Raw genomic sequence first — 22066 nt, forward strand, 5'->3', positions numbered from 1 at the left:
TTTATTGCGAACTTCCGCCGCGAATGGTTGCGCTTTCGCTTGGGTTGCCCGACCCTCTGCCGAAAGGCCGGGGTGGCGTCCCCCCGCCCCGACGCGCTATGACAGACACCCTTTTGTTCGTCACAAGTCCGCAGGATCCCTGCCTCATGCTGTCCATCAGCCAGCGCATCGCCGACGAACTGTCGGTCCGCGAGTCTCAGGTCGCTTCCGCCATCGCCATGCTCGACGAGGGGTCGACCGTCCCCTTCATCGCCCGCTACCGCAAGGAGGCGACCGGCGGCCTGGACGACACCCAGCTCCGCACCCTGGAGGAGCGGCTGGGTTACCTGCGGGAGCTGGAGGACCGCCGCGCCAGCATCCTGTCGACCATCCAGGAGCAGGGCAAGCTGACGCCGGAGCTGGAACGCCAGATCAAACAGGCGGACACCAAGACCCGGCTTGAGGATCTCTACCTCCCCTACAAGCAGAAGCGCCGCACCAAGGCCCAGATCGCCCGCGAAGCCGGGCTGGAGCCGCTGGCCGACGCGCTGCTGGCCGACCCAAAGAAGCAGCCGGAGTCCGAGGCCGCCGCCTTCGTCAACGCCGACAAGGGCGTCGCCGATGTCAAGGCGGCGCTGGACGGCGCCCGCCATATCCTGGTGGAACGCTTCGGCGAGGATGCCGAACTGGTCGGCCGCCTGCGCACCGCCATGGCGGACAAGGGCGTCGTCACCTCCAAGGTGATCGAGGAGAAGAAGGCGGAGGGCGCCAAGTTCTCCGACTATTTCGACTTCTCGGAGAACTGGTCGAAGCTGCCGTCGCACCGCGCGCTGGCGCTGTTCCGCGGACGGGCGCAGGGCGTGCTCGACATCCGCCTGGACTTGGCCGTCGAAGAGGGACAGCCCCACCCGGCGGAGGGCACCATCGCCGCCCACACCGGCATCCGCGACCAGGGGCGCCCGGCCGACAAGTGGCTGTCCGACGTGGTGCGCTGGACCTGGAAGCTCAAGATCGGCCCGCATATCGAGACCGACCTGATGGGCGCCTTGCGTGAGCGGGCGGAGGACGAGGCGATCCGCGTCTTCGCCCGCAATCTGCACGACCTGCTGCTGGCTGCTCCGGCCGGCCAGCGCGCCACCATCGGGCTCGATCCCGGCATCCGCACCGGCGTGAAGGTTGCCGTCGTCGATTCCACCGGCAAGCTGGTGGAGACGACGACCATCTATCCGCACCCGCCGCGCAACGACTGGGACGGCTCCATCGCGGTGCTGGCGGCGCTGGCGGCGCGGCACAAGGTCGAACTGATCTCCATCGGCAACGGCACCGCCTCGCGCGAGACCGACAAGCTGGCCGCCGACCTGATGAAGCGCCATCCCGAACTGTCCCTGACAAAGCTGGTGGTCAGTGAGGCCGGCGCCTCGGTCTATTCGGCGTCGGAGACTGCGGCGCACGAGTTCCCCGGCCTGGACGTCAGCCTGCGCGGCGCCGTCTCCATCGCCCGCCGACTGCAGGACCCGCTGGCCGAACTGGTGAAGATCGAGCCGAAGTCGATCGGCGTCGGCCAGTACCAGCATGACGTTGCCGGCGGCAAGCTGGCGCGTTCGCTGGACGCCGTGGTCGAGGATTGCGTGAACGCAGTCGGCGTCGACCTCAACACCGCGTCGATCCCGCTGCTGACCCGCGTGTCGGGCCTGAACGAGACCATCGCCCGCAACATCGTCGAACATCGCGACCGCAACGGTGCCTTCCGCTCGCGCAAGCAGCTGCTCGACGTGGCCCGGCTGGGACCGAAGACCTTCGAGCAGGCAGCCGGCTTCCTGCGCATCCGCGACGGCGAGAACCCGCTCGACGGCTCGGCCGTCCATCCGGAAGCCTATCCGGTGGTCCAGCGCATCGTGAAGACCACCGGCCGCGACCTCGGCAGCGTCATCGGCGACGCCCGTTTCCTGCGCAGCCTGAATGCGGAGGAGTTCACCGACGAGCGCTTCGGCCTGCCCACCATCGAGGACATCATCAAGGAGCTGGAGAAGCCCGGCCGCGACCCGCGTCCGGAGTTCAAGACCGCCACCTTCAAGGAGGGCGTGGAGGAGCTGAAGCACCTTCAGCCGGGGATGATGCTGGAGGGCGTCGTCACCAACGTCACCGCCTTCGGTGCCTTCGTCGACATCGGCGTCCACCAGGACGGGCTGGTGCATATTTCCCAGCTCGCCAACAGCTTCGTGAAGGATCCTCACACGGTGGTGAAGGCCGGCGATGTGGTGAAGGTGAAGGTGCTGGAGGTGGACATCCCCCGCAAGCGCATCGCGCTCACCATGCGCATGGGCGAGGAAGCGCCCCGCCCGGCCCGCCGGGAGGAACGCCGGGAGGACCGAGGGCCGGCGCGCGCGCCGCAGCAGCAGGATCGCCGCCCGGCAGCACCCGCGGCCAAGGCTGCACCGAAGCCGGCCAAGGCGCCGGAGCCGGTCAATAGCGCCTTCGCCGAGGCGTTCGCCAGGGCGCAGGCGGGCAAGAAGAAGTAAGGGTTCAGGGGGCGGATGCCCCCTCCCTCCCGCTCGTTCGAGTGGGTCCCTCCCTCTCCCGTCCTCGACGGGAGAGGGTAAGTTTGCGATGCGGCGGCAGTTCCCTCTCCCGCGAAGCGGGGGAGGGTTAGGGAGGGGGCAAGGCGTCCGACATCAGGCGGACGCCCAGGCCACCGATCGCTGCCGCGGCAATCCGGTCGACCCAGCGCTTGGACCTGAGATAGGCGGCGCGCGGCCGGCCGGCGGAGAATGCCGCAGCGACGATGGCGTACCAGCCGGCTTCGATCAGAAAGATTGCCGGAGGCAGGAAAACGAACAGCCAGAACGGCGGTTCGGCCGGCATCAACGCGGCGAAGATGCTGCCATAGACGAGCGCCGTCTTCGGATTGCTCAGCTGCGTCAGCAACCCGAACAGCAGTGGCCGCATCAGCCCGGCGGGCGCCGTCTGTCCCTCGTCCGCCATCACCAGCGGCTCGGCGGCTCCGCGCCAGATCCGAACCGCGAGATAGAGCAGATAGGCGCCGCCCACCAGTTTCAGCACCGCATAGAGCCAGCCGACCTGCGAAAGCAGAGCATGCAGCCCCAGCAGCGCCAGCGACGCGAAGAACACGCCGCCGATCCCCATGCCGAGCGCGGTTGCCAGACCGGCCCGGCGGGATACGGCGATGGAGGTGCGGGCGACCAGCACGAAACTTGGGCCCGGACTGGCGGCGCCGACCGCGATGGCCCCGGCGATGCTGACGAAGGCAAGTACGGGATCCATGTTCGCTCCCCTTCGGCTTGAAGGTGGCGACGATAACACAACCTCGACAGTCCGCGAACGGCGGACAAAAAAGTCCCCTCGTCCGCGGGGGGAACGAGGGGAGAAAGGCCGATGGCTTGGCCGTTACGGGGATGTCATTCGGCTGCCATCAGCACCGGAGCCTCGTCACGCACCCGGTTCACCGCGACATAGCGGTCCAGCGCGTCCAGGCATTCGGCCAGGGTTCCGGAACCGACCGCGCGGCAATCCTCGAAGGCGTGCGGTTCGGGGCGGAACCAATGGGTGATGTAGCATTCCTCGCGCCCGTCCAGGCTGAGGGTGAGGGCGAAGCGGCCCTCACGCCCGATGCGGGCTTGAGCGGCGCGCAGACGCGCCTGGACCTCTTCTATCGTCATGGGATGATATCCTTCCCTTGATGTCCGCCTGCGGTCAGGCGGCGTGGGCGAACTTGCCGTCTTCCGATTCCGAGTCTTCCAACCGCCGAGCCCAGTCGATGTCACGCGACAGCGACTCGACCAGGACGCGGGCCGCCCCTGCGGTTTCCGTTGGGCTGTCGGACCGCAACAGTCCCGACAGCCGCATCGCCAGCGTTTCGGCCTCCGCCTCCACCCAGCGGGCGTAGTGGCGGCGGCGCTGGTCGCGATTCCAATACCAGCGCGGCAGCTGGGCGTTGGCGCGCTCGAACTCGCCTTCCCAGGCGCTCATGCGGAAAAGACCGCTGGGCGACCGGTCGCCGGTGTCATGAGTCATCTGGGCCATGGCGTTCCGTCAGGCGGCTTCCCGCCCGTCCTCTTCCTCGCGCTTCAGAATCTCGGCCTTCTTCTGGGCGAACAGGCCGGTGATGCGGTGCTGCGCGGCGCGGTCGACGGAGCCGATCTCGCGCAGGCGGGTGCCGACGCCCGACCGCCAGACCTCTTCCAGGTCGTCCAGATCCAGGCAGGCCCCCAGGCGACGCTTCACCTCCGCCTCGAAAGCCTCGACGGCGGCGGGCTGCAGGTCCGGGTTGGACTTGGCGGCATAGAAGGCCTCCGACTCCTCCCGGTACTTGCTGTCGTCGAACTGGCCCATATAGACATCGGCGGCCAGACCCAACTGCAGCAGGCATTTGCCGACCGCGTCGGTCATCGACATCTTGAAGCACTCGTCGTCCGGCATCTCCATGCCGTTGCGGCGGCGGACCATCTCGGTCCCGCCCCACTGCGGGCCGGTGAAGCACTTCTCCCTGGTCTCCGGGTCGATGTACCAGACGCGGGCGCAGATGAAGATCATGCGTTCCGCGATGGTCCAATCCACCTGCTCGTATCCCCAGCCCTTGCCGATCGGACCGAACACCTCCGTCATCATCTGGAAGCGCCAGGTCGGGTCGATCTGCGTGCCGCGGAATCCGCCGGAGCGGGTAAAAGGCTTGGTCGCCTTCGGATCGGTGCGCTTCAACCGGTTCCACAGGAACATGGTGTCGATGCGCTGCGGCTCGGCCGGCTTGGCTCCGCCGGCGGACCCCTTGGACCCCTGGGAGCCGCGGCTGCCGCCGGACTTCGGCTCGGCCTGGGTGGTCTCCGTCACGTTGGACTCGGCTACGCTGGTTTCGGCGTTTTCAGTGTCGGCAACGACGTGGTCGGTCTTGCTCATGCGTCCCATGATTTGGGTCCTTCTTGTCCAAACGTTTCGGCTCTCCCCTCACCCCAGCCGGCGGTCAGCACTGTTTCCAGGCTGAGTTCCACCGCGTTCGGGTCAGCGGAGGGTCCCCAGGATTGCGCGTCGGCCAGAGCCCGGCGCGGCGGTGCGCCATAGCGCAGGCTGAGCCGGCCCTCGCGGTCGCGCGCGAGATAGAGGCCGCCGGAGCGGCCATCGGCCTGATCGACCGCAACGAAGGCAATGCGCGCATCGTCAGGCATGAGCGCCTTCAGAGCGGCCTCATCCTCCTTCACCGCCAGCGCTGCCGCCCGGTTGGCGACCAGCCGGTCGGCGAGAGCGCGGAAGCGGTTGTGCCGCCCCATGTCGAAGACGCGGCCATGCTCATAGGACGGGCCGTCCATCGGCAGCGGGTCCGACGGCTCGACGTCATTGACGACGTGCCACCAGAAGGCTTCCAGAGTCTCCACCAGACGCTCGACATCGTCCGGGCGACGATCAACCGTCATCAGGCTGTGGCCGGTCGGGCGCAGGATCGACAGCAGCGCATGGTCCAGCCCGACCACCGCCAACTGATGCTGGACCTGCCAGTGATAGCGGCGGGCAAGGTCGGCATCGGTTTGGAAGCCGCTGTTGAACTTCGCCTCCACGATGGTGTCGAGCGCCCCGTCGGCCACGCTGCTGGTCAGGAAGTCGGGGTGGGCGACCATCCAATCATGCTCGGCATGGCGATAGGTGTCGGCCGCCGCCACGCAATCGCGGCCGGTGGCATGGGCGACGAAGCGCGGGTGCAGATGCTCGGTCGCGATGCCGATCTGCACGGCGGCGACGAGATCCAGGTTCTCGGGCTCGACCCGGCCGGTCTTCTCGCGCCACAGCGACAGCCAGTCGCCGGCCATCACGCGCGTCGCGTCCGACGACCCGATCCGCCCCGCCCGCAAGTCCCGCTGTGCCTGAGTGATCGCCATACTTTTCCCAACTTCCCGAACCCCGAAGCGAGACCGCCGCTGCGACTTCGCAGCATGTGTTTCGAACCGCCTCACCGGACCCTGAATATGGGATGCGAACACGCAGCTTTCAAGAACAAAACGTGAACCTATGGCTTGGCCGTAGACCAGCCCAAAGTCCTGGAAACACGCTATATTTGGTGTCTTCTGGCGAGAGTCATCACAAGACAAAACGGACGGAGTAGAGCCGTCCGTTTTTGCGAGTCGCGGGGGATTGGAACGCGCGCCGCGACTCGTGCCGCGGCAGCCTTTTACATGCGAAGCGCTCGCACCACATGCACGGCGACTCCGGCCACATGGGCGCTGTCGAAGGCGGTCGGACGGCAGTCGGGATCGGTCGAAACCGGCATCAGGTGGGGCGGGAAGAAGCGGTATCCGCAGATCGTGCCCTCGCCCACCGTCACCACCACATCGCCCGTCTGAGGTGTCAGCACGTCCAGCGGTTCCAGCACCACGCAGTCGCGCGGCAGCACGCCGGCGGCGTCCAGGCTCTTGGACAGGATGCGCAGCGCGAAGGCCCGGCGGGAGGTGCGGCCGTCCATGGCGACCGACGCGGCGCCGTCCTTCAGCGCCCCGGCCAGGAACGCCTCCCCCGCCCGGCGGCCGAGATCGAGGAAGATGTGCGCCTGCTCAAGAGTCAGCACCGGCACGCGGGAGACCGGCGCATAGGCGTGATCGTCGAGGAATCGCGGCTCCGACCCGGCGACGCGGGCCAGCCGGGCCAGCGTGTCGGCGCTGGGCACGCTGCCCATCACCGGATCGCGCAGGAAGCGGGTCAGGTTGGTGGCGGTGACGCCGGCCAGCCGCGCCCAGCCGCCGGCGCTCCAGCCCTTCGCCTCCATGACGCCGGTCATCCAGCGCAGGATGGCTCGCCGCGTGTCGTCCATCGTTTCCCCCTCGCCTTCCCCCACCTTGTCCTACACGGTACGGACGGGGTGGGGGAAGGCGCGATGGACTAGAACGCCCTGCGATTTCGCAGTGCCGCCTTGGACTCGGCGGTGCAGGCCCCATCTGTGCGGCAGCGAAATCACCTTGGGAGATGCGACCATGATCGTCACCAGCACCGATTCCGTCGAAGGCCGCCAGATCACCCTCTATCTCGGCATCGTCGCCGGCGAGGCGATCATGGGGGTGAACGTGTTCCGCGACCTGTTCTCGTCGGTGCGGGACATCGTCGGCGGCCGGGCCGGCGGCTATCAGGCGGCGCTGCGCGACGCGCGCGAGGCGGCCTTCGCCGACCTGGAGGAGTCGGCCCGCGCGCTGGGCGCCGATGCCGTGGTCGGCGTGGATGTCGATTACGAGGTGCTGGGCAAGGAGAACGGCATGCTGATGGTGTCGGTGAACGGGACCGCCGTCCGGCTGCGGTAAAGACAACCCCTAACCGTAAGCGTCACCGAAGGCGTCTGGACAGGCACAACCGTATGGGTAGACTGCCGCTCCAGCAAACAATCGGGAGGGGGATGCTCATGCATGGGGTTGTCCGCGGTTCCATCTGGTCCGGCTGCCTCGGCGGTCTCGCCATGGCGGCTTGCCTGTTCGGCGCCCTGCCGGCGCTGGCATTGGACGGCATCGTCGAAAAGAAGGTCTTCGAGATGCCGTCCTACACCACCACCGGCGGCGGGACGATCAAGAACGTCCGCATCGGTTGGGAAAGCTACGGCAAGCTGAACGACGCCAAGGACAACGTCATCCTCATCACCCATTTCTTCAGCGGCAACAGCCACGCCGCCGGGAAATACAAGGCCGACGACGCCGCCCCCGGCTATTGGGACAGCATCATCGGCCCCGGCAAGCCGCTGGACACCGACAAATACTTCATCATCAGCTCCGACACGCTGGTGAACCTGTCGCCGAAGGACCCCAACGTCGTCACCACCGGCCCGGCCAGCATCAACCCGGACACCGGCAAGCCCTATGGCATGAGCTTCCCCGTCGTCACCATCCAGGATTTCGTCAATGTCCAGAAGGCGCTGATCGACAGCCTGGGCATCAAGACGCTGCAGGCGGTGATGGGCGGCTCGATGGGCTCGCTCCAGGCCTTCGAATGGGGGGCCGACCATCCGGAGATGGTCAAGCGCGTCATCGCCGCCATCGGCGGGCCGGAGGCCGATCCGTTCCTGATCGGCTGGCTGAACCTGTGGGCTGCGCCGATCAAGCTCGACCCCAACTGGAACAACGGTGACTATTACGGCAAGGCGGAGCCGAAGGCCGGCCTGACCGAGGCGCTGAAGCTGGTCACCCTGCAGGCGCGGCACTGGAAATGGGCCGACGCGGCCTTCGGCCGCAAATGGGCGGAGGACGGCAAGGACCCGAAGGCGGCGATGGGCAACCAGTACGCCATCGAAGCCTGGCTGGACAAGGCCGCCGCCGGCCGCGCCGCGGTCAGCGACGCCAACCACTTCCTCTATCTGGTGAAGGCCAACCAGACCTTCGTCACCGGCAACGGCGGCTCGCTGGAGGACGGTCTGGCGAAGATCAAGGCGCCGGTGCTGCTGATCCCGTCGGCCGACGACCTCGTCTTCCCGCCCGACCGCAACATGCGCCCGCTGAAGGACCGGCTGGAGAAGCAGGGCAACAAGGTGGAGTACACCGAGTCGATCACCTCGACCCTCGGCCATCTCGACGGCGTGGTGAACATTGGCAAGGCGGGCGACACCATCGCGCAGTTCCTGGCGAAGTGAGCGGCTCTTTGAAGAGAAGCCAAGCCTTGATTTTCTTCACCCTGCCGCTCACCCGCTTCGGAGAATAACGTTCACATACATCGGTGGGCCGTCGACGCAAAGCCGGCGGCCCATACGACATTGTGAAGGTACCGGTAACATGGCTGGAACGTACCGGCCGTTGAACGGAAAGCCTTCCATGGCCTTGCTTGTATCCGGCCTTTGCGGCTTTTGAGGCCGCGAAGGCGATCTCTGGATCGCCACTGGCAGCCGACTGTATCGCAAACCGCGATCACGCCTGCCGATTGGTGCCGTCACCAGCCGCGCTCCTATGCTCATTGAAGACCTGTTGCCTGATGCCCGCCAGATAACCAAGACGGTTAATCGGAGGGCATTTTCCGTTTACGTTCAGCTATACTGCTGCCGTGGCACACATGTAATTTCCCACACTTGCGCCATAGGATTTGAACAAAGGATTTGCAAATGGAAGCGATTGATCTATTGCGTTTGGTCTTGATTTTCGGACTGGTTTATGGTGCATGGCGCGGCTGGAGAGCGCTTCCATCACCCGTTATTCTTAAAGGAAAACGTTATTACCGCCAACCCGATGGAACATACCGGACGATCGGAGGGCGAAGAGTGAGGGACCGTGAACTTATAATCGCTCTTGCTGCAGCAAACAATGAGTACTCCAAGTAAAAGCACGTGATGACGTATATATTTTCCGCATCGAGGAGAGATGATGAGGTTCCTGACAATAGCCGTACTGTCGGTGATTGTGCTCAACAGCGCGCCTGTGTATGCCGATGACTGGAACGATCTTTATGGCGCACTCAACTCTGCAATGTGGCAACAGAATGACCAAAAACTGATCGCCCTCCTCGAACAAGGCGTTGATATCAACACCCGGAACGGTGACGGCTGGACCCTGCTGCACATCGCATCCGACCAAGGAAAGACCGCTTTCGTAAGCCTGCTGCTCAACCGTGGAGCCGACCCTACGATCAAGACCAACTACGGCAAGACGGCATTTGACGTTGCCGGTTCCGCTCAGATCAAGCGGATGCTGACCGACGCGATGGCTGCTCGCGGTGGCGGCGGATTGCCATCCTTTGATCCTGCCAAGGCCTGGACGGAAGCTCGCTGGGCTATCGAGTACAATCAGCAGGATGAGTTGGCGCGACTTCTCGACACGGGGTTGGATGTAAACGCCCGCAACAGCGATGGATGGACGCTGCTGATGGTCGCCGCCTGGAAAGGTAATTTGAGAAGTGTGGAATATCTGGTCGGACGTGGTGCAGATCAACGCGCGCGAAACAACGAGGGAGAAACAGCCGCTCAACTTACCTCTGACCCCAATGTGCAAGCGCTTCTAGGTGGTGAAAAGAAAGTCACTCCGCCGCCAACCCAAGACAACTATTGCACGCGTATGTATCACGAGGCGACGCGCTTGTGCGATTCGGGCAGTGCTGGAAGCTTTTGCCGTATTAGAGCGGCAAACAACGCCCAGGAATGCAAGAGGACGGGACGCTGGCCCTAATCACATATGCTACACGACAGTCCTGCCGGCGCGCCTACTCCCCGATCGGAGCCCCGCGGAAGTTCAGCAGGCTCGGCGCCTTGTCGATGATCTCCTCCAGGATCAGCGATGCCGTTTCCAGATCGCGGTCCAGGTCCGGCCCCAGCTTGCCGGCATAGTTGGGCCGCTTCAGCTTTTCCGCCGCGTCGTGCAGGCTGCGCAGCTCCGCGACGAAAATCTCGCGCGCGCCCATCGGCAGGATCGGGTTCGCCGACAGCACGAAGAAGAAGCGCATGCTGGCGCGCACCAGAAGCGCCAGCATCACCATGTCCAGCTTCTCGAACTGGTCGCGCAGGTCGTCGGAGCGGGCATCGACCAGATTGCGCATGCGCTGCTCGATCAGGATGACCAGCGCCTGGAACTCGCCGACCTTGTCGCGGAAGTCGCGATAGGCGCCGAAGCTGTGCTTGCTCGCCTCATGCTCGGCCAGCTGGGCCAGCTTCGACGCTTCACGGCACTGGCGCTCCAGCGCGCCCAGCAGTTCCTTGACCTCGGCTCGGGTGTATTGGCGCTTGCTCATGGGGCTCGGCAGAGTTCGGACGGGCGTTCAGTCGATCCGTGAAGCTATAGCACAACCCACGGGCTGCAACCTATCCCGTGCTCAGTGATCCGCCTTCACCGGCCCGCCCGGCCGGCGCACCAGCGGCATGAACAGCAGGGCACCGAAGAACACCGCCGACATCAGCAGCATGGCGTCGTTGAAGGTCAGGATCAGCGCCTCGCGCTGGAGCAGCCCGACCAGCCGGGCCATCGCGGCGGCGGTGGGATCGGCCACCAGCCCGTCGAAGCGCTGGCTCAGGTTGTCGACCATCTGCTGCACCTCCGGCCGGGCGAGGTTCATGTTGTCGCCGAGCCGGTTCAGATGCAGCGCGTTGCGGTCGGTCAGCACCGTGTTGATCGCCGCCAGCCCGATGGCGCCGCCCAGGTTGCGCATCAGGTTGTACAGGCCCGACGCGTTCTTCAGCTTGTCCGGCGGCAGGGTACCCAGCGCCACGCTGTTGATCGGGATGAAGCACAGCATCAGCGACATGCCGCGCACCGCCTGCGGCAGGAACAGCTCCCAGAAGCCTGTCTCGGCGGTGAAGTGGCTGTTCAGCCAGACGCCGGTGCCGAACAGGATCAGCCCGAGCGCCAGCATGGCGCGCAGGTCCATCCGCTTCGACAGGGCGCCGGCAATCGGGGCCGACATGAACTGGAAGGCGCCGGTCACGAACATGATCTCGCCGATCTGCAGGCTGTTGAAGCCGCGCACGCGGGCCAGGAACAGCGGCTGCAGATAGACCGAGCCGTAGAGGCCGATGCCGAGGATGAAGCTGTAGAGCGACCCGATTGCGAAGTTGCGGTCGGCGAAGGCGCGCAGTTCCACGATGGGATTGCGGTAGGACAGCACCCGCCAGAAGAATCCGACGGCGGAGACGGCCGCCACCACGGCCAGCACGAAGATCGCCTCGTCGTCGAACCAGTCGTTCCGCGGCCCCTCCTCCACCACATATTCCAGGCTGCCCAGGAAGGCGGCCATCAGCGCCAGCCCGACGAAATCGAAGCCCTTGCGCAGTTCGGGGTTCGGCCGGTCGACATCGACCAGGAACCAGACCAGCGAGGTCACCAGGATTCCGGGAATGACGTTGGCCAGGAACAGCCAATGCCAGGACATGTGCTGCGTCAGGTAGCCGCCCAGGGTCGGGCCGATGGTCGGCGCCATGGTGGCGACCAGACCCATCATCACCGACACGCCCGCCCGCTTCTCCGGCGGGAAGATCATGAAGCTGGTGGCGAACACCGTCGGGATCATGGCGCCGCCGATGAAGCCCTGCAGCGCGCGCCAGACGATCATCGATTCGATGCCGCCGGCAAAGGCGCAGGCGACGCTGGTCAGGGTGAAGCCGGCGGCGGCCACGGTGAACAGCACGCGCGTCGACAGGATGCGCGACAGGATGCCCGACAGCGGGATCATCACGACCTCCGCGATCAGGTAGGAGGTCTGCACCCACGAGATCTCGTCGGCGCTGGCCGCCAAGCCCGCCTGGATTTCCGACAGCGAGCTGGAGACGATCTGGATGTCGAGGATCGCCATGAACATGCCAACGACCATCGCGAAGAAGCCGGCGATGTCGCGGGATGTGAGCGGGCGCATGCCCTGGGCCGGTGTCGCCATGGAACCGCTGCCTTCCGTCGCGGCCGAACGACTGCCGCCCCCAAATGGAGGGAGCGCGGCTCCGGCCTGAATGTCACTCGGATTGAAGGCGGGAACGCCGCCCCCGAAGGGGGGAGAAGGGGCGGCGCCCCCGCCGGAGCGTGACCGCCTACTTGGCGGCCACCGCCTGCTTGTCGGACAGCGCGCCGAACACGCCGCCGCTCGCCACATGCGGCGCAGCATCGGCACCGCGGGTGTCGACCTCCGCCTCCACCGACAGGCCCGGACGCAGCAGGCCGGCCAGCGCGTTGTCACGCGGCAGGGCGATCCGCACCGGCACCCGCTGCACGATCTTGGTGAAGTTGCCGGTCGCGTTCTCCGGCGGCAGCAGCGAGAACTTCGACCCAGACGCCGGGGCGAAGCTCTCCACGGTGCCCGTCAGATGGCGGTCGGGGAAAGCATCGACGGAGATGCTGACCTGCTGGCCGGGGCGCATGTGCGCCAGCTGGGTCTCCTTGAAGTTGGCGACCACATAGACGTCGGGCAGCGGCACCAGCGACAGCAGTTGCACCCCCGGCCGGGCATATTGGCCGACCTGGACGCCGCGGTTGCCGATCACGCCATCGACCGGCGCGCGGATCACGGTGTTGTCCAGGTCGTTGCGCGCGGTCTGCAGCGTCGCCTGGGCCTGGGCCAGATGGGCCTCCGTCTCGGTCCGGGTCGCGTGCAGGACGTTGACCTGCTCGTTCTCCGACGCCAGCGCCGCCCGCGCCTTCGCCACCTGGGCCACCGCCTTGCGCAGGTCGGCGTCGGCGGTCTCCAGCTTCTGGCGGCTGGTCCAGCTGTCGCTGGCCAGCGACCGGCTGCGCTCGAACTCCTGCTGGGCGCGGCGCTGTTCGGCCTCGGCGCTCGCCAGCGTGGCTGCGGCTTGGTCGATCACCGTGCGCTGAAGCTCCAGCTTGCTGTCCAGCGTGCCGAGCGCCGCCTTCTGCGCGGTGACGGCGGCTTCGGCCTCCGCCACCTTGGCACGGAAGTCCTGGTCGTCCAGCACCGCCAGCACGTCGCCCGTCCGCACCAGTTGGTTTTCCGCGACCTTCACGTCGCGGACATAAGCGGAAATCTTCGGGCTGACGACGGTGATGTCGCTCTGCACATAGGCATTGTCGGTCGACTCCAGGAACCGGCCCGTGGTCCACCAATGTTCGCCGGCGACGGCGCCACCCGCCAGCACAGCCAGCGCAACGCCCGACAGCACGATCTTCCGTACGCCATTCGCCATTGTCTCTATCCCCAATCCACCGCGGTCCGATTCGCAGTCCCGCCGATGCGCTCTTGCCGGCGCCGTCACGGAAAAGAAACTGAACCGTTCAGTTTAGTCTTGCCGGAAGATGGCGGACGGCCTATCTCTTGTCAAGACCGAACTGAACGGTTTAGTTTTTGGCAATTGGTGTCAGGGGGCTTGTCGAGCGATGCGGAACGCGGTAGGGGCCAGGAACATGGACCGAGGCAGCATGGACTCTGGCAACATGGACTCTGGCGAGGCGCGCATGACCACCTTGGTTGCCCCCACTCCCGAAGCAGGATCGAAGCCGGCCCAGATCATGGAGGCCGCAGGCACCCTGTTCCTGGACCATGGTTACAGCGCCGTCAGCATGGATGCCGTCGCCAAGAAGGCGAACGTGTCCAAGGCGACCCTGTACGCGCATTTCGGCAGCAAGGAGGAGCTGTTCCGGGCGATGGTCGCCTGCGAATGCGCGAACTCCGTCATGAGCAGCGTCTGGGACGAGGCGATGGACCTGCCGGCGGCGGACGGCCTGCGCCTGATCGGTCGCACCTTCGTCCGCTTCATCGCCTCGCCGAAGGCGCTGGGGGTCTACCGGATGGTGCTGGGCGAGGTGCTGCGCCAGCCCCAGCTTGCCCAGGCCTTCTATGAAAGCGGCCCGGCCGAGACCTTTCAGCGCGCCCGGCAGTTCATGGCCCATATGGCGGACAAGGGCGAGTTGGCGATCACCGACTGCGACCTCGCCACCCACCAGTTCTTCGGGCTGCTGAAGGCCAACATGCACATGAAGCTGCTGCTGTGCCTGAGCGAACGGCCGAGCGACGAGGAACTGGAACGCTATGTCGACGCCGCCGTCGACCTGTTCGCCAAGGGCTACGCCCCGGACAGGAGCTGACGGCAAGCGTTCAAAACGCACGGTTGGCGACAGCGGCAATCGAGAGACACTAACCGGGAATCCACGCGCAGAATTCGCCCCTTCGGCTTGTCACCGGCAAAGGCTTCCTATAGCGTGCCGAAGGCATACCCGCGTAACGGTGCGTGACGGATTCGCCGATGGATTATGAGACCAATTTCATCGCGCAGGTCATCACCGTCATTGGCTTTGCCGTCGGGCTGTCGATCGTCGTTGCCTCCGGCCGTTATCCCCGGCACATCCGCGAATCCCTGCGCGCTTATTCTTATGGAAAATTCCTGCTGGGGTCCGCTTTCCTCATCGCCGGACTGCGTGCCGGTCAGGCGCCGGAACTGCTGATTCCGCTCGCCAACGGGATCGGGCTGGCGGGACTGACGATGAACTACACCAGCGTCCGCCATCTGCAGAGCCGTCCGGCCTGGCCCTATCTGCCGGCGGTCGTCGGGCTGGGGGTGGCATCGCTCTGCCTGCTGCTTCTTCTTGCCGGCGGCGGCATCGCGTCGGTCCGCATCCTGACGAGCGCGGCAACCTGCGCGGTGTTGTTGGGCATCGCGTACGAGGTGCTTGTCCGCTACGAAGGACGCGGAGTCCCCCATTATGTCACCGGAGTGCTGTGCACCGCGCTCGTTACGGTCTATCTGGTCCGTATGACCGCCGGCATGACACAGGAGGAGGCGCCGGTCGCCCACATGCTGGATGACCGCGTGGAACGGATAACCTTCCTGCTGTCGCTGTTGGGGACCGTGATCGGAGCGATCAACTATGTCCTGATGGCCAGCGACGAGTTCAATCGCGAGCTGTCGAAACTCGCCCACACCGATGGGCTGACCGGCGCCCTGAACCGCCGCCGCCTGTTCGAAATGGGCGAGGTGGAATTCCGCCGGGCCCGTCGCTATGGCCGGGATCTGACCGTGCTGGTCCTCGACATCGACCGCTTCAAATCGATCAACGACCGCGCCGGCCACCCCTTCGGTGACCGGGTGATCCAGGCGGTGGCCGACTGCTGCACCGGACAGATCCGGCGCGAGGACGCGTTGGGCAGGATCGGCGGGGAGGAATTCGCCATCCTGTTGCCCGAAACCGGGGCGGAGGCCGGCCGGATGCTGGCCGAGCGGCTGCGCGGCGCCATCGAACGGCAGCTGGCCCAGCTCGGCGCCGAGGCCGGGGTGACGGTGACCTGCAGCATCGGCGGCGTCAGCCTGACCAGGGCGCACAGCGAGTTTTCCGACCTGATGGCCCAGTCGGACAGCGCCCTATATGACGCCAAGCATGCCGGGCGCAATCAGGTGCGCTTCTTCCCCGAAGCGGCGCATCCGGTGCCCATGCCGGCCTGACGCCCGCCTGATCCGGCAAGCGGGGCCGGTTAGAAAAAACGGCCGGCGCACGGCCGCCTTTACCCGCGCGACCGCTTGCCGCATTATCCGCGCCGGTACCCCCGGACGGTTTGCCCCGCCCGATCTTTCGGGGTCCGATCCGCCGGGTCCGATCCGGCTCCGTCCCTTCCGGCAACATCGGCGTAAGGTCGTGGTTCTTTCCAATCTCGGCTCCGGCGGCCTGGAGCCGCAGCGGTCGCAGCTGACGCTCGGCACGAAATTCAGGCTCATCAACTGGGGGCTGGTCCTGCTGATCTGCACGATCACCGGGGTCGGCGTCGGGCTGCTCTATTCCGCCGCCGGCGGCCATTGGAAGCCCTGGGCACAGCCGCAGCTGGTCCGCGCCATTCCCGGCCTTGTCCTGATGCTGGGCATCGCGCTGGTCGACATCCGCCACCTGATGAAATCGGCCTATGTCATCTTCTTCGTCATGCTCTGCCTGCTGATCGCGGTGGAACTGATGGGCCGCATTGGCATGGGCGCGCAGCGCTGGATCGACCTCGGCTTCTTCCAGCTGCAGCCGTCGGAGCTGATGAAGCCGGCGCTGACGCTGGCGCTCGCCCGCTATTTCCATGGGGTGACGCTGGACCAGATCGGCCGCCCGCTGCTGCTGATCCCGCCCCTGCTGCTGGTCTTCACGCCGGTGGCCTTCGTGCTGATGCAGCCGAACCTCGGCACCTCGCTGCTGCTCATCATGGGCAGCGGCGCCATCTTCTTCGCCGCCGGCGTCCGGGTCTGGAAGTTCCTGCTGGTGATCGGCGGCGGCCTCAGTGCCATCCCGATCGCCTGGGAGTTCCTGCACGATTACCAGAAGCAGCGCGTCTACACCTTCCTCGATCCGGAGACCGATCCGCTCGGCGCCGGCTACAATATCCTTCAGTCGAAGATCGCGCTGGGCTCCGGCGGGCTGTTCGGCAAGGGATTCATGTCCGGCTCGCAGAGCCAGCTGATGTTCCTGCCGGAAAAGCACACCGACTTCATCTTCGTCGTCCTGGCGGAGGAATTCGGCATGGTCGGCGCCGCCACGCTGCTGGCGCTCTATGTTCTGCTGTTCATCTATGGCTGGGTCATCGCGCTGAACAGCCGCAGCCAGTTCGGCCGGCTGGTCGCCGTCGGCATGACGGCGCAGTTCTTCCTCTACGTCTTCGTCAACGTGGCGATGGTGATGGGGCTGATCCCGGTCGTCGGCATCCCGCTGCCGCTGGTGTCCTATGGCGGCTCGGCGATGATGACGCTGATGATCGGCGTCGGCCTGCTGCTGAGCATGTCGGTCCACCGCGACGTGCGGATCCCCAAAAGCGGCGTGACCGACGTCTGACGGTCCGATGCGTATCGCCTGAGGTACGCCGGCCAGCGGGCGGGTGCACCCCGCCCGCGCGGTTGCCTCCCCGCCCTGCTCTCGCGATATCGGGGTGGAGGCCGACCGAAATTTCGGGTCGGCCCGGCAGCAGCGGGAGGAACCGGCCATGCGGAAAATCGCCACGGGACACGGCGTGCGGAGGACCACCCTGATCGGCGCGAGCCTCGCGGCTCTGTTGGCCACCGCCGGCCCCGCGCTGGCGGACTCGCTGTTCAGCCACATCGGCGGCAGCTTCAGCGAGACGTCGGGCTCCTTCGATCCATCGCGCTGGCAGCGGTCGGACGGCTGGAAGGCGGGCGGACACATGAACTGCACCTGGAGCCGCGCCAACGTCACCTCCCGCAAGGGCCACCTCGCCCTCACGGTGGACGACCGCATCACCGGCTACGACCGCTATTCCTGCGGCGAGTATTCGACTCACCGCTTCTACGGCTACGGCGCCTATACGGTGAACCTGAAGGCGGTGAAGGCCGATGGGGTGATGACCTCGGTCTCCCACTACACCGGCCCGCCCTTCGGCGATCCCTGGGACGAGATCACGCTCGGCATCGCCGGCAAGGACACCACCAAGCTGGAGATCAGCTACGTCGTCAACGGTGTCGGGCACCGCAATGCGGTGGTCGATCTGGGCTTCGACGCCGCCAAGGGCTTCCACAGCTACGGCTTCGACTGGAAGCCGGACGGCATCGTCTGGACCGTCGACGGCAAGCCGGTCCACGAGGTCTCCGGCCGGCCGGAGCAGTTGCCGCGCATGCCGGGCCGGCTGATGCTGCGCTTCTGGAGCGCGTCGGGCGACACCCAGTGGCTGCGCCGCTTCACCTATCCCGGCCACCCCCTGACCGCCGAAGTCGCCTCCGTCACCTATCGCGAAGACCCGGCGAACCTCAGCAACTGAGCCGGGCTCAGTCCAGCGCTTCGGCGCCCAGGTAGGACTCGACGACGCGGGGGTCGGCGACGACCTCCGCCGGGACGCCGTCGGCGATCTTCTCGCCATGGTCCAGCACCACCACGCGGTCGGACAGCGCCATCACCGCGCGCATGACATGCTCGATCATCAGGATGGTCAGCCCCTCGCGCCGGTTCAGGTCGCGCAGGACCTCGACCATCCGGTCGACCTCGGTGGGGCGCAGTCCCGCCAGCACCTCGTCCAGCAGAAGCAGGGTCGGACGGGTGGCCAGCGCGCGGGCGACCTCCAGCCGCTTGCGGTCGGGCAGGGTCAGGCTGCGCGCCGGGCGGTTGGCCTGGTCGGCCAGTTCCAGCCGCTCCAGCACCGCGCGGGCCTGGATGCGCGCCGTCTCCACCGACCGCTCGCGGGCCAGCGCGCCGACCACGACATTCTCCTCCACCGTCAGCTGGCCGAACGGCTTGACGATCTGGAAGGTGCGGCCGATCCCGGCGGCGCAGACCTGATTGGGCTTCAGCCCCGTCAGATTGCGGCCCTTCAGCGTCACCCGACCCTCGTCGGGCGGAAAGACACCGGCAATCAGGTTGAAGGTGGTGGTCTTGCCGGCGCCGTTCGGGCCGATCAGGGCGAGGATGCGCTCCTCCGGCACGGTGAAGCTGACCTCCGACACCGCCTTCAGCCCGCGGAAACGCTTCGACAGGCCCTCGACCTCTAGCAACGCGGCCATCTCAGGCGCCCTCCCCCGGCTGGCGGACAAGACGCAGGCGGCGGGCCAGCCAGGGCCAGACGCCCTCCGGCCGGAAGACCACGATCACCACCAGCGCCGCGCCATAGAACAGTTGCTTCAGACCGGGCAGATCCAGCCCGCCGGCCTCGATCAGGAAGGTCAGCGCCTCGCCCAGCGGGGTCAGGATGAAGGCGCCCAGGATCGGGCCGACCAGCGTGCCGATGCCGCCGACGATGGCCGGCAGGATGATCTCGATGGAGCGGCCCATGGAGAAGACCTGCTCCGGGAACAGGTTGTTGAAATAGAAGGCCTGGAACACTCCGCCCAGCGCGGTCAGGGCGGACGACACCGCCACCGCGGTCATCCGGGCGCGGAACAGGTCGACGCCCGACGCCTCCGCCGCGTCCGGCTCCTCGCGCACCGCCAGCCACTGGTAGCCCAGGCGGCTGTGGAGCAGCACCCGCGACAGCAGCAGCGCCCCGACGACCAGCGCCAGCGCCACGTAATAGAACAGCATGGGCGAGCCGCGCAGGTTCAGCGGATCGCTCGCCCCCGCCTCCACCGGCAGGAAGAACCCGCCGGAGCCGCCGACCCAGGTGATGTGATCGAAGCCGATGCGCGCCACCTCGGCGAAGGCGATGGTCAGCAGGGCGAAATGCACGCCCTTGACCCCGAAGCGGAAGCCCAGGAAGCCGATGATGCAGCCGGCGACCACCGCCACCAGCATCGCCAGCACCATGCCGGCCCAGGGGCCGATGCCGAAATGGACGAACAGCGCGGCGCTGACATAGGCACCCAGGCCCACATACAGCGCATGGCCCAGCGACAAGAGGCCGGAAAAGCCCATCATCACGTTCCAGGCCTGCCCGACATAGGCGAACCACAGCACCGTGGTCAGTACCGAGACCAGATAGCGGTCGGCGACGAAGGGCGCCACCGCCAGACCCAGCGCCGCCAGCACCAGCAGCACCATCCCGCGCCCGGTAATCCCGGAAAAGCCACTCATGACCGTTTCCCCAACAGCCCTTGCGGGCGCAGCAGCAGAACCACGATCAGCACCCCGTAGCTGAACAGGGATTTCAGGGACGGCGTCAGCAGGAAACCGGCCAGCGCCTCCGACATGCCGATCAGCACGCCGCCCAGCAGCGCGCCGGGCAGGCTGCCCAGCCCGCCGACGATGACGATGATGAAGCTCAGCAGCGTGTATTCCGGCGCCAGCTGCGGCCGGGCATCGACCAGCAGGGTCATCAGCGCGCCCGCCACCCCGACCACCGCGGCGCCGATGCCGAAGGTCAGCGCATAGAGGCCGTCGATGTTGAGCCCGACCACGCGGGCGCCCAGCGGGTTGTCGGCGCAGGCGCGGATCGCCTTGCCGGTCCGGCTGAAGCGGAAGAAGGCGAACAGCACCGCCGCCACCACGATGGCCGCCGCCCCGGCGCGCAGCCGCACGGCGTCCAGCAGCATCGGCCCGATCTCCACCGTGTCGAAGCTGTAGGGCACCTGCACATTGCGGGCGTCGGGGCCGAACAGCATCAGCATGGCGTTGACCAGGATGGTGGCGACGCCCAGCAGCAGGATGAACTGCATGTGCTCCGGCCGCTCGACGAATCTGTTCACCAGCCCGCGCTGCAGAAGCCAGCCGCAGACGAACAGCAGCGCCGCCATGATGGGCGCGGACAGCAGCGGGTCCAGCCCGAGCCAGCCGCCCAGCAGCACGGCGCCGTACATGCCCGCCACCATCATCTCGCCATGGGCGAAGTTGACGACGCGCACAACGCCGAAGATGACCGACAGGCCGAGCGCCGCCAGCCCATAGACCAGGCCGGTCAGCAGGCCGGAGGCCGCGATGTTCAAATAATAGTCGATCGGCATGGGCGGCGGATTGTCCGAACGGTTGGGTTCTGCGGGTTAGCAGTCCGCAGGCATACAGGCAAGCCAGAACGACCGCGGACCATGCTATTCGGTCTTTCCGGCTATGGCTGTCCGGCCAGCCGCATCCCGCGCCGCAGGCCGGCGATCCGGTCCGCCACATCAGCCAGCCGCCGCTCCAGCGCCGTGGTCAGGCAGGAATGCGCCGCCGCGGCCACCGCCGGGTCGCCCTCCGTCCCGGCACGGATCCAGCACAGCGCGGCAACCCGCTCGTGAAAGCGGCGCTCGTCCTGGATCAGGTCGTAGGACGCCGCGGCGCGGGCCGCCGGATCGGCGATGCCGGCCAGGAACCGCTCCTGCGCCCCACGGGCGCGGCCGTCGAGCAGGGCGAGCGCGGGGACGTCGCAGATCATCCGCCGCAGCGGCGCCGTCACCGTGGCGCAGCGCGGATCGGCGACCGGCGCGGGCGGCGGCTCAGGCGCCGGCATTGGCGCCGGCACGGCAGGAATGGTGGAAGCCGGCATTTTGGAAGCAGTCACGGCGGCCACCGGCTGCGGGCGCGCTGCCGGCGGCGGGACCGTCCTGACCGCAGCCTGCAGCGTCCTCGCCGGCTGGAAGGCCGGCGGTTGGGTCCCGGGCCGTTCCGGCGCGCTCCCGCCCAGCGAGTCCCGCACGACCCGCACCGGCGTGCCGACCTCGGCCGCTGCGAAGACCGTTTCGATGTCCGCGGGCAGCATGCGGAAACAGCCGCCGCTGGCCCGCCTGCCCACCGAGTCCGGCTCGTTGGTGCCATGGATGGCGATGGCGGGCCAGCCGAGGTCGAGCGCGAACTTGCCCAGCGGGTTGTTCGGCCCCGGCGGCACCGCGCGCGGCAGCGACGGCTTGTCGCGCCGCTGGTGCGCGGTCGGCCGCCAGGTCGGGTTGCGGCGCTTGCGCAGGATGGTGCTGTCGCCGACGGGGATCGGCACGCCGGGACGGCCGATGGCGACCGGAAAGCTGCGGACTTCGCCGTCGGCCCCGGTCAGGTACAGCCGCCGGTCGGCAAGGCTGATCGCGATCGACGGCCCGCCGGATGCGTCCCCGGCCGTCCCCTCCGCCGGCGTGGAGGCACAAGCCGCCGTGGCGCCCCCCGTGGCGACCCCCGTGGCACCCGCGATGGCGAGCAGGACCCAGAAAAGACACCGTGCCAGGATGCCCGCAATGGCTGTTGTCGGTCGGGGGATGACGCCGCGGCCGCGGCCTCCCCGAATGGTCGTAGGTCTACGCATGCGGAAAGTTGATCGCGTGTCCCCTAAAACAGAGTAAACAGCATGGGACGACGGTCTCCGGGGGATGGGGGCCGCCCCGACAGCAAGGACGTGCATC

21 protein-coding genes are annotated in these 22066 nt (G+C 66.9%); 8 read left to right on the forward strand and 13 right to left on the reverse strand.

All coding sequences use genetic code 11. The annotated features are described in order from the left end of the window. Window positions 1–146: 146 nt before the first annotated feature. Window positions 147–2498: a Tex family protein gene (locus B9N97_RS04170; protein WP_085083681.1), complete on the forward strand. Its 2352-nt coding sequence runs from the start codon at window positions 147–149 to the stop codon at window positions 2496–2498. 127 nt (window positions 2499–2625) lie between these two features. Here the strand turns inward: B9N97_RS04170 and B9N97_RS04175 are convergent, their stop codons facing one another. The 6 genes from B9N97_RS04175 to B9N97_RS04200 all read right to left on the reverse strand — a co-directional run bounded on the left by B9N97_RS04175 (window position 2626) and on the right by B9N97_RS04200 (window position 6787). Then, window positions 2626–3261 (reverse strand): LysE family translocator, encoded by a 636-nt coding sequence (locus tag B9N97_RS04175; protein WP_085083683.1) that lies wholly within the window; start codon window positions 3259–3261, stop codon window positions 2626–2628. 134 nt (window positions 3262–3395) lie between these two features. Further along, entirely contained in the window at window positions 3396–3656 is a 261-nt protein-coding gene (locus B9N97_RS04180) for a hypothetical protein (protein WP_085083685.1), read from the reverse strand. A 34-nt stretch (window positions 3657–3690) separates the two neighbouring features. Then, window positions 3691–4020 (reverse strand): hypothetical protein, encoded by a 330-nt coding sequence (locus B9N97_RS04185; RefSeq protein WP_085083687.1) that lies wholly within the window; start codon window positions 4018–4020, stop codon window positions 3691–3693. A 9-nt stretch (window positions 4021–4029) separates the two neighbouring features. After that, window positions 4030–4899 carry a hypothetical protein gene (locus B9N97_RS04190; protein WP_244560546.1) on the reverse strand — a complete coding sequence of 290 codons (870 nt, stop codon included), beginning with the start codon at window positions 4897–4899 and terminating at the stop codon, window positions 4030–4032. After that, window positions 4887–5861 (reverse strand): YqaJ viral recombinase family protein, encoded by a 975-nt coding sequence (locus tag B9N97_RS04195; protein ID WP_085083691.1) that lies wholly within the window; start codon window positions 5859–5861, stop codon window positions 4887–4889. The genes B9N97_RS04190 and B9N97_RS04195 overlap by 13 nt, the downstream gene beginning before the upstream one ends. A gap of 290 nt (window positions 5862–6151) precedes the next feature. Further along, on the reverse strand, window positions 6152–6787 hold the full coding sequence (locus B9N97_RS04200; protein ID WP_085083693.1) for a helix-turn-helix domain-containing protein: 636 nt from the start codon (window positions 6785–6787) through the stop codon (window positions 6152–6154). 160 nt (window positions 6788–6947) lie between these two features. Here B9N97_RS04200 and B9N97_RS04205 point away from each other — a divergent pair, with 160 nt between their 5' ends. The 3 genes from B9N97_RS04205 to B9N97_RS04215 all read left to right on the forward strand — a co-directional run bounded on the left by B9N97_RS04205 (window position 6948) and on the right by B9N97_RS04215 (window position 10100). Continuing rightward, on the forward strand, window positions 6948–7268 hold the full coding sequence (locus B9N97_RS04205; RefSeq protein WP_085083695.1) for a heavy metal-binding domain-containing protein: 321 nt from the start codon (window positions 6948–6950) through the stop codon (window positions 7266–7268). A gap of 98 nt (window positions 7269–7366) precedes the next feature. Beyond that, complete coding sequence (locus tag B9N97_RS04210) at window positions 7367–8581, forward strand: E22 family MetX-like putative esterase (RefSeq protein WP_244560547.1); 1215 nt, start codon at window positions 7367–7369, stop codon at window positions 8579–8581. A gap of 718 nt (window positions 8582–9299) precedes the next feature. Beyond that, a complete protein-coding gene (locus tag B9N97_RS04215) occupies window positions 9300–10100 on the forward strand; it encodes an ankyrin repeat domain-containing protein (protein WP_085083699.1) in 801 nt (266 codons plus the stop codon). 34 nt (window positions 10101–10134) lie between these two features. Here the strand turns inward: B9N97_RS04215 and B9N97_RS04220 are convergent, their stop codons facing one another. From B9N97_RS04220 to B9N97_RS04230, 3 genes are all read right to left on the reverse strand, one after another. Next, a complete protein-coding gene (locus tag B9N97_RS04220) occupies window positions 10135–10659 on the reverse strand; it encodes a hypothetical protein (protein ID WP_085083701.1) in 525 nt (174 codons plus the stop codon). An 81-nt stretch (window positions 10660–10740) separates the two neighbouring features. Then, window positions 10741–12294, reverse strand: coding sequence for a DHA2 family efflux MFS transporter permease subunit (locus tag B9N97_RS04225; RefSeq protein WP_085083703.1), 1554 nt, complete (start codon window positions 12292–12294; stop codon window positions 10741–10743). Window positions 12295–12442: 148 nt separating this feature from the next. After that, entirely contained in the window at window positions 12443–13552 is a 1110-nt protein-coding gene (locus B9N97_RS04230) for an HlyD family secretion protein (protein ID WP_085083705.1), read from the reverse strand. Between the two features lie 268 nt (window positions 13553–13820). On the opposite strand from B9N97_RS04230, the gene B9N97_RS04235 reads away from it, so the two are divergent. The 4 genes from B9N97_RS04235 (at window position 13821) to B9N97_RS04250 (ending at window position 18096) form a co-directional block, all read left to right on the forward strand. Next, a complete protein-coding gene (locus B9N97_RS04235; RefSeq protein WP_244560548.1) occupies window positions 13821–14450 on the forward strand; it encodes a TetR/AcrR family transcriptional regulator in 630 nt (209 codons plus the stop codon). A gap of 158 nt (window positions 14451–14608) precedes the next feature. Further along, window positions 14609–15802: a GGDEF domain-containing protein gene (locus B9N97_RS04240; RefSeq protein ID WP_085083707.1), complete on the forward strand. Its 1194-nt coding sequence runs from the start codon at window positions 14609–14611 to the stop codon at window positions 15800–15802. Window positions 15803–15992: 190 nt separating this feature from the next. Beyond that, window positions 15993–17159, forward strand: a complete 1167-nt coding sequence (gene rodA / locus B9N97_RS04245; protein WP_085083709.1) for a rod shape-determining protein RodA — start codon at window positions 15993–15995, stop codon at window positions 17157–17159. A 148-nt stretch (window positions 17160–17307) separates the two neighbouring features. Continuing rightward, window positions 17308–18096, forward strand: a complete 789-nt coding sequence (locus B9N97_RS04250) for a family 16 glycosylhydrolase (protein ID WP_085083711.1) — start codon at window positions 17308–17310, stop codon at window positions 18094–18096. A gap of 7 nt (window positions 18097–18103) precedes the next feature. Here B9N97_RS04250 and B9N97_RS04255 read toward each other — a convergent pair whose 3' ends face one another. The 4 genes from B9N97_RS04255 to B9N97_RS04270 form a co-directional block, all read right to left on the reverse strand. Further along, on the reverse strand, window positions 18104–18832 hold the full coding sequence (locus B9N97_RS04255; protein ID WP_085083713.1) for an ABC transporter ATP-binding protein: 729 nt from the start codon (window positions 18830–18832) through the stop codon (window positions 18104–18106). Window position 18833: 1 nt separating this feature from the next. Beyond that, on the reverse strand, window positions 18834–19838 hold the full coding sequence (locus B9N97_RS04260) for a branched-chain amino acid ABC transporter permease (RefSeq protein WP_085083715.1): 1005 nt from the start codon (window positions 19836–19838) through the stop codon (window positions 18834–18836). Beyond that, entirely contained in the window at window positions 19835–20704 is an 870-nt protein-coding gene (locus B9N97_RS04265) for a branched-chain amino acid ABC transporter permease (protein ID WP_085083717.1), read from the reverse strand. Before B9N97_RS04265 ends, B9N97_RS04260 begins: the two co-directional genes overlap by 4 nt. 101 nt (window positions 20705–20805) lie before the next feature. Then, window positions 20806–21969, reverse strand: a complete 1164-nt coding sequence (locus B9N97_RS04270) for a L,D-transpeptidase (RefSeq protein WP_167393188.1) — start codon at window positions 21967–21969, stop codon at window positions 20806–20808. Window positions 21970–22066 lie beyond the last annotated feature (97 nt).

It is taken from the genome of Azospirillum oryzae, assembly GCF_900177515.1.
Taxonomy (GTDB): domain Bacteria; phylum Pseudomonadota; class Alphaproteobacteria; order Azospirillales; family Azospirillaceae; genus Azospirillum; species Azospirillum oryzae_A.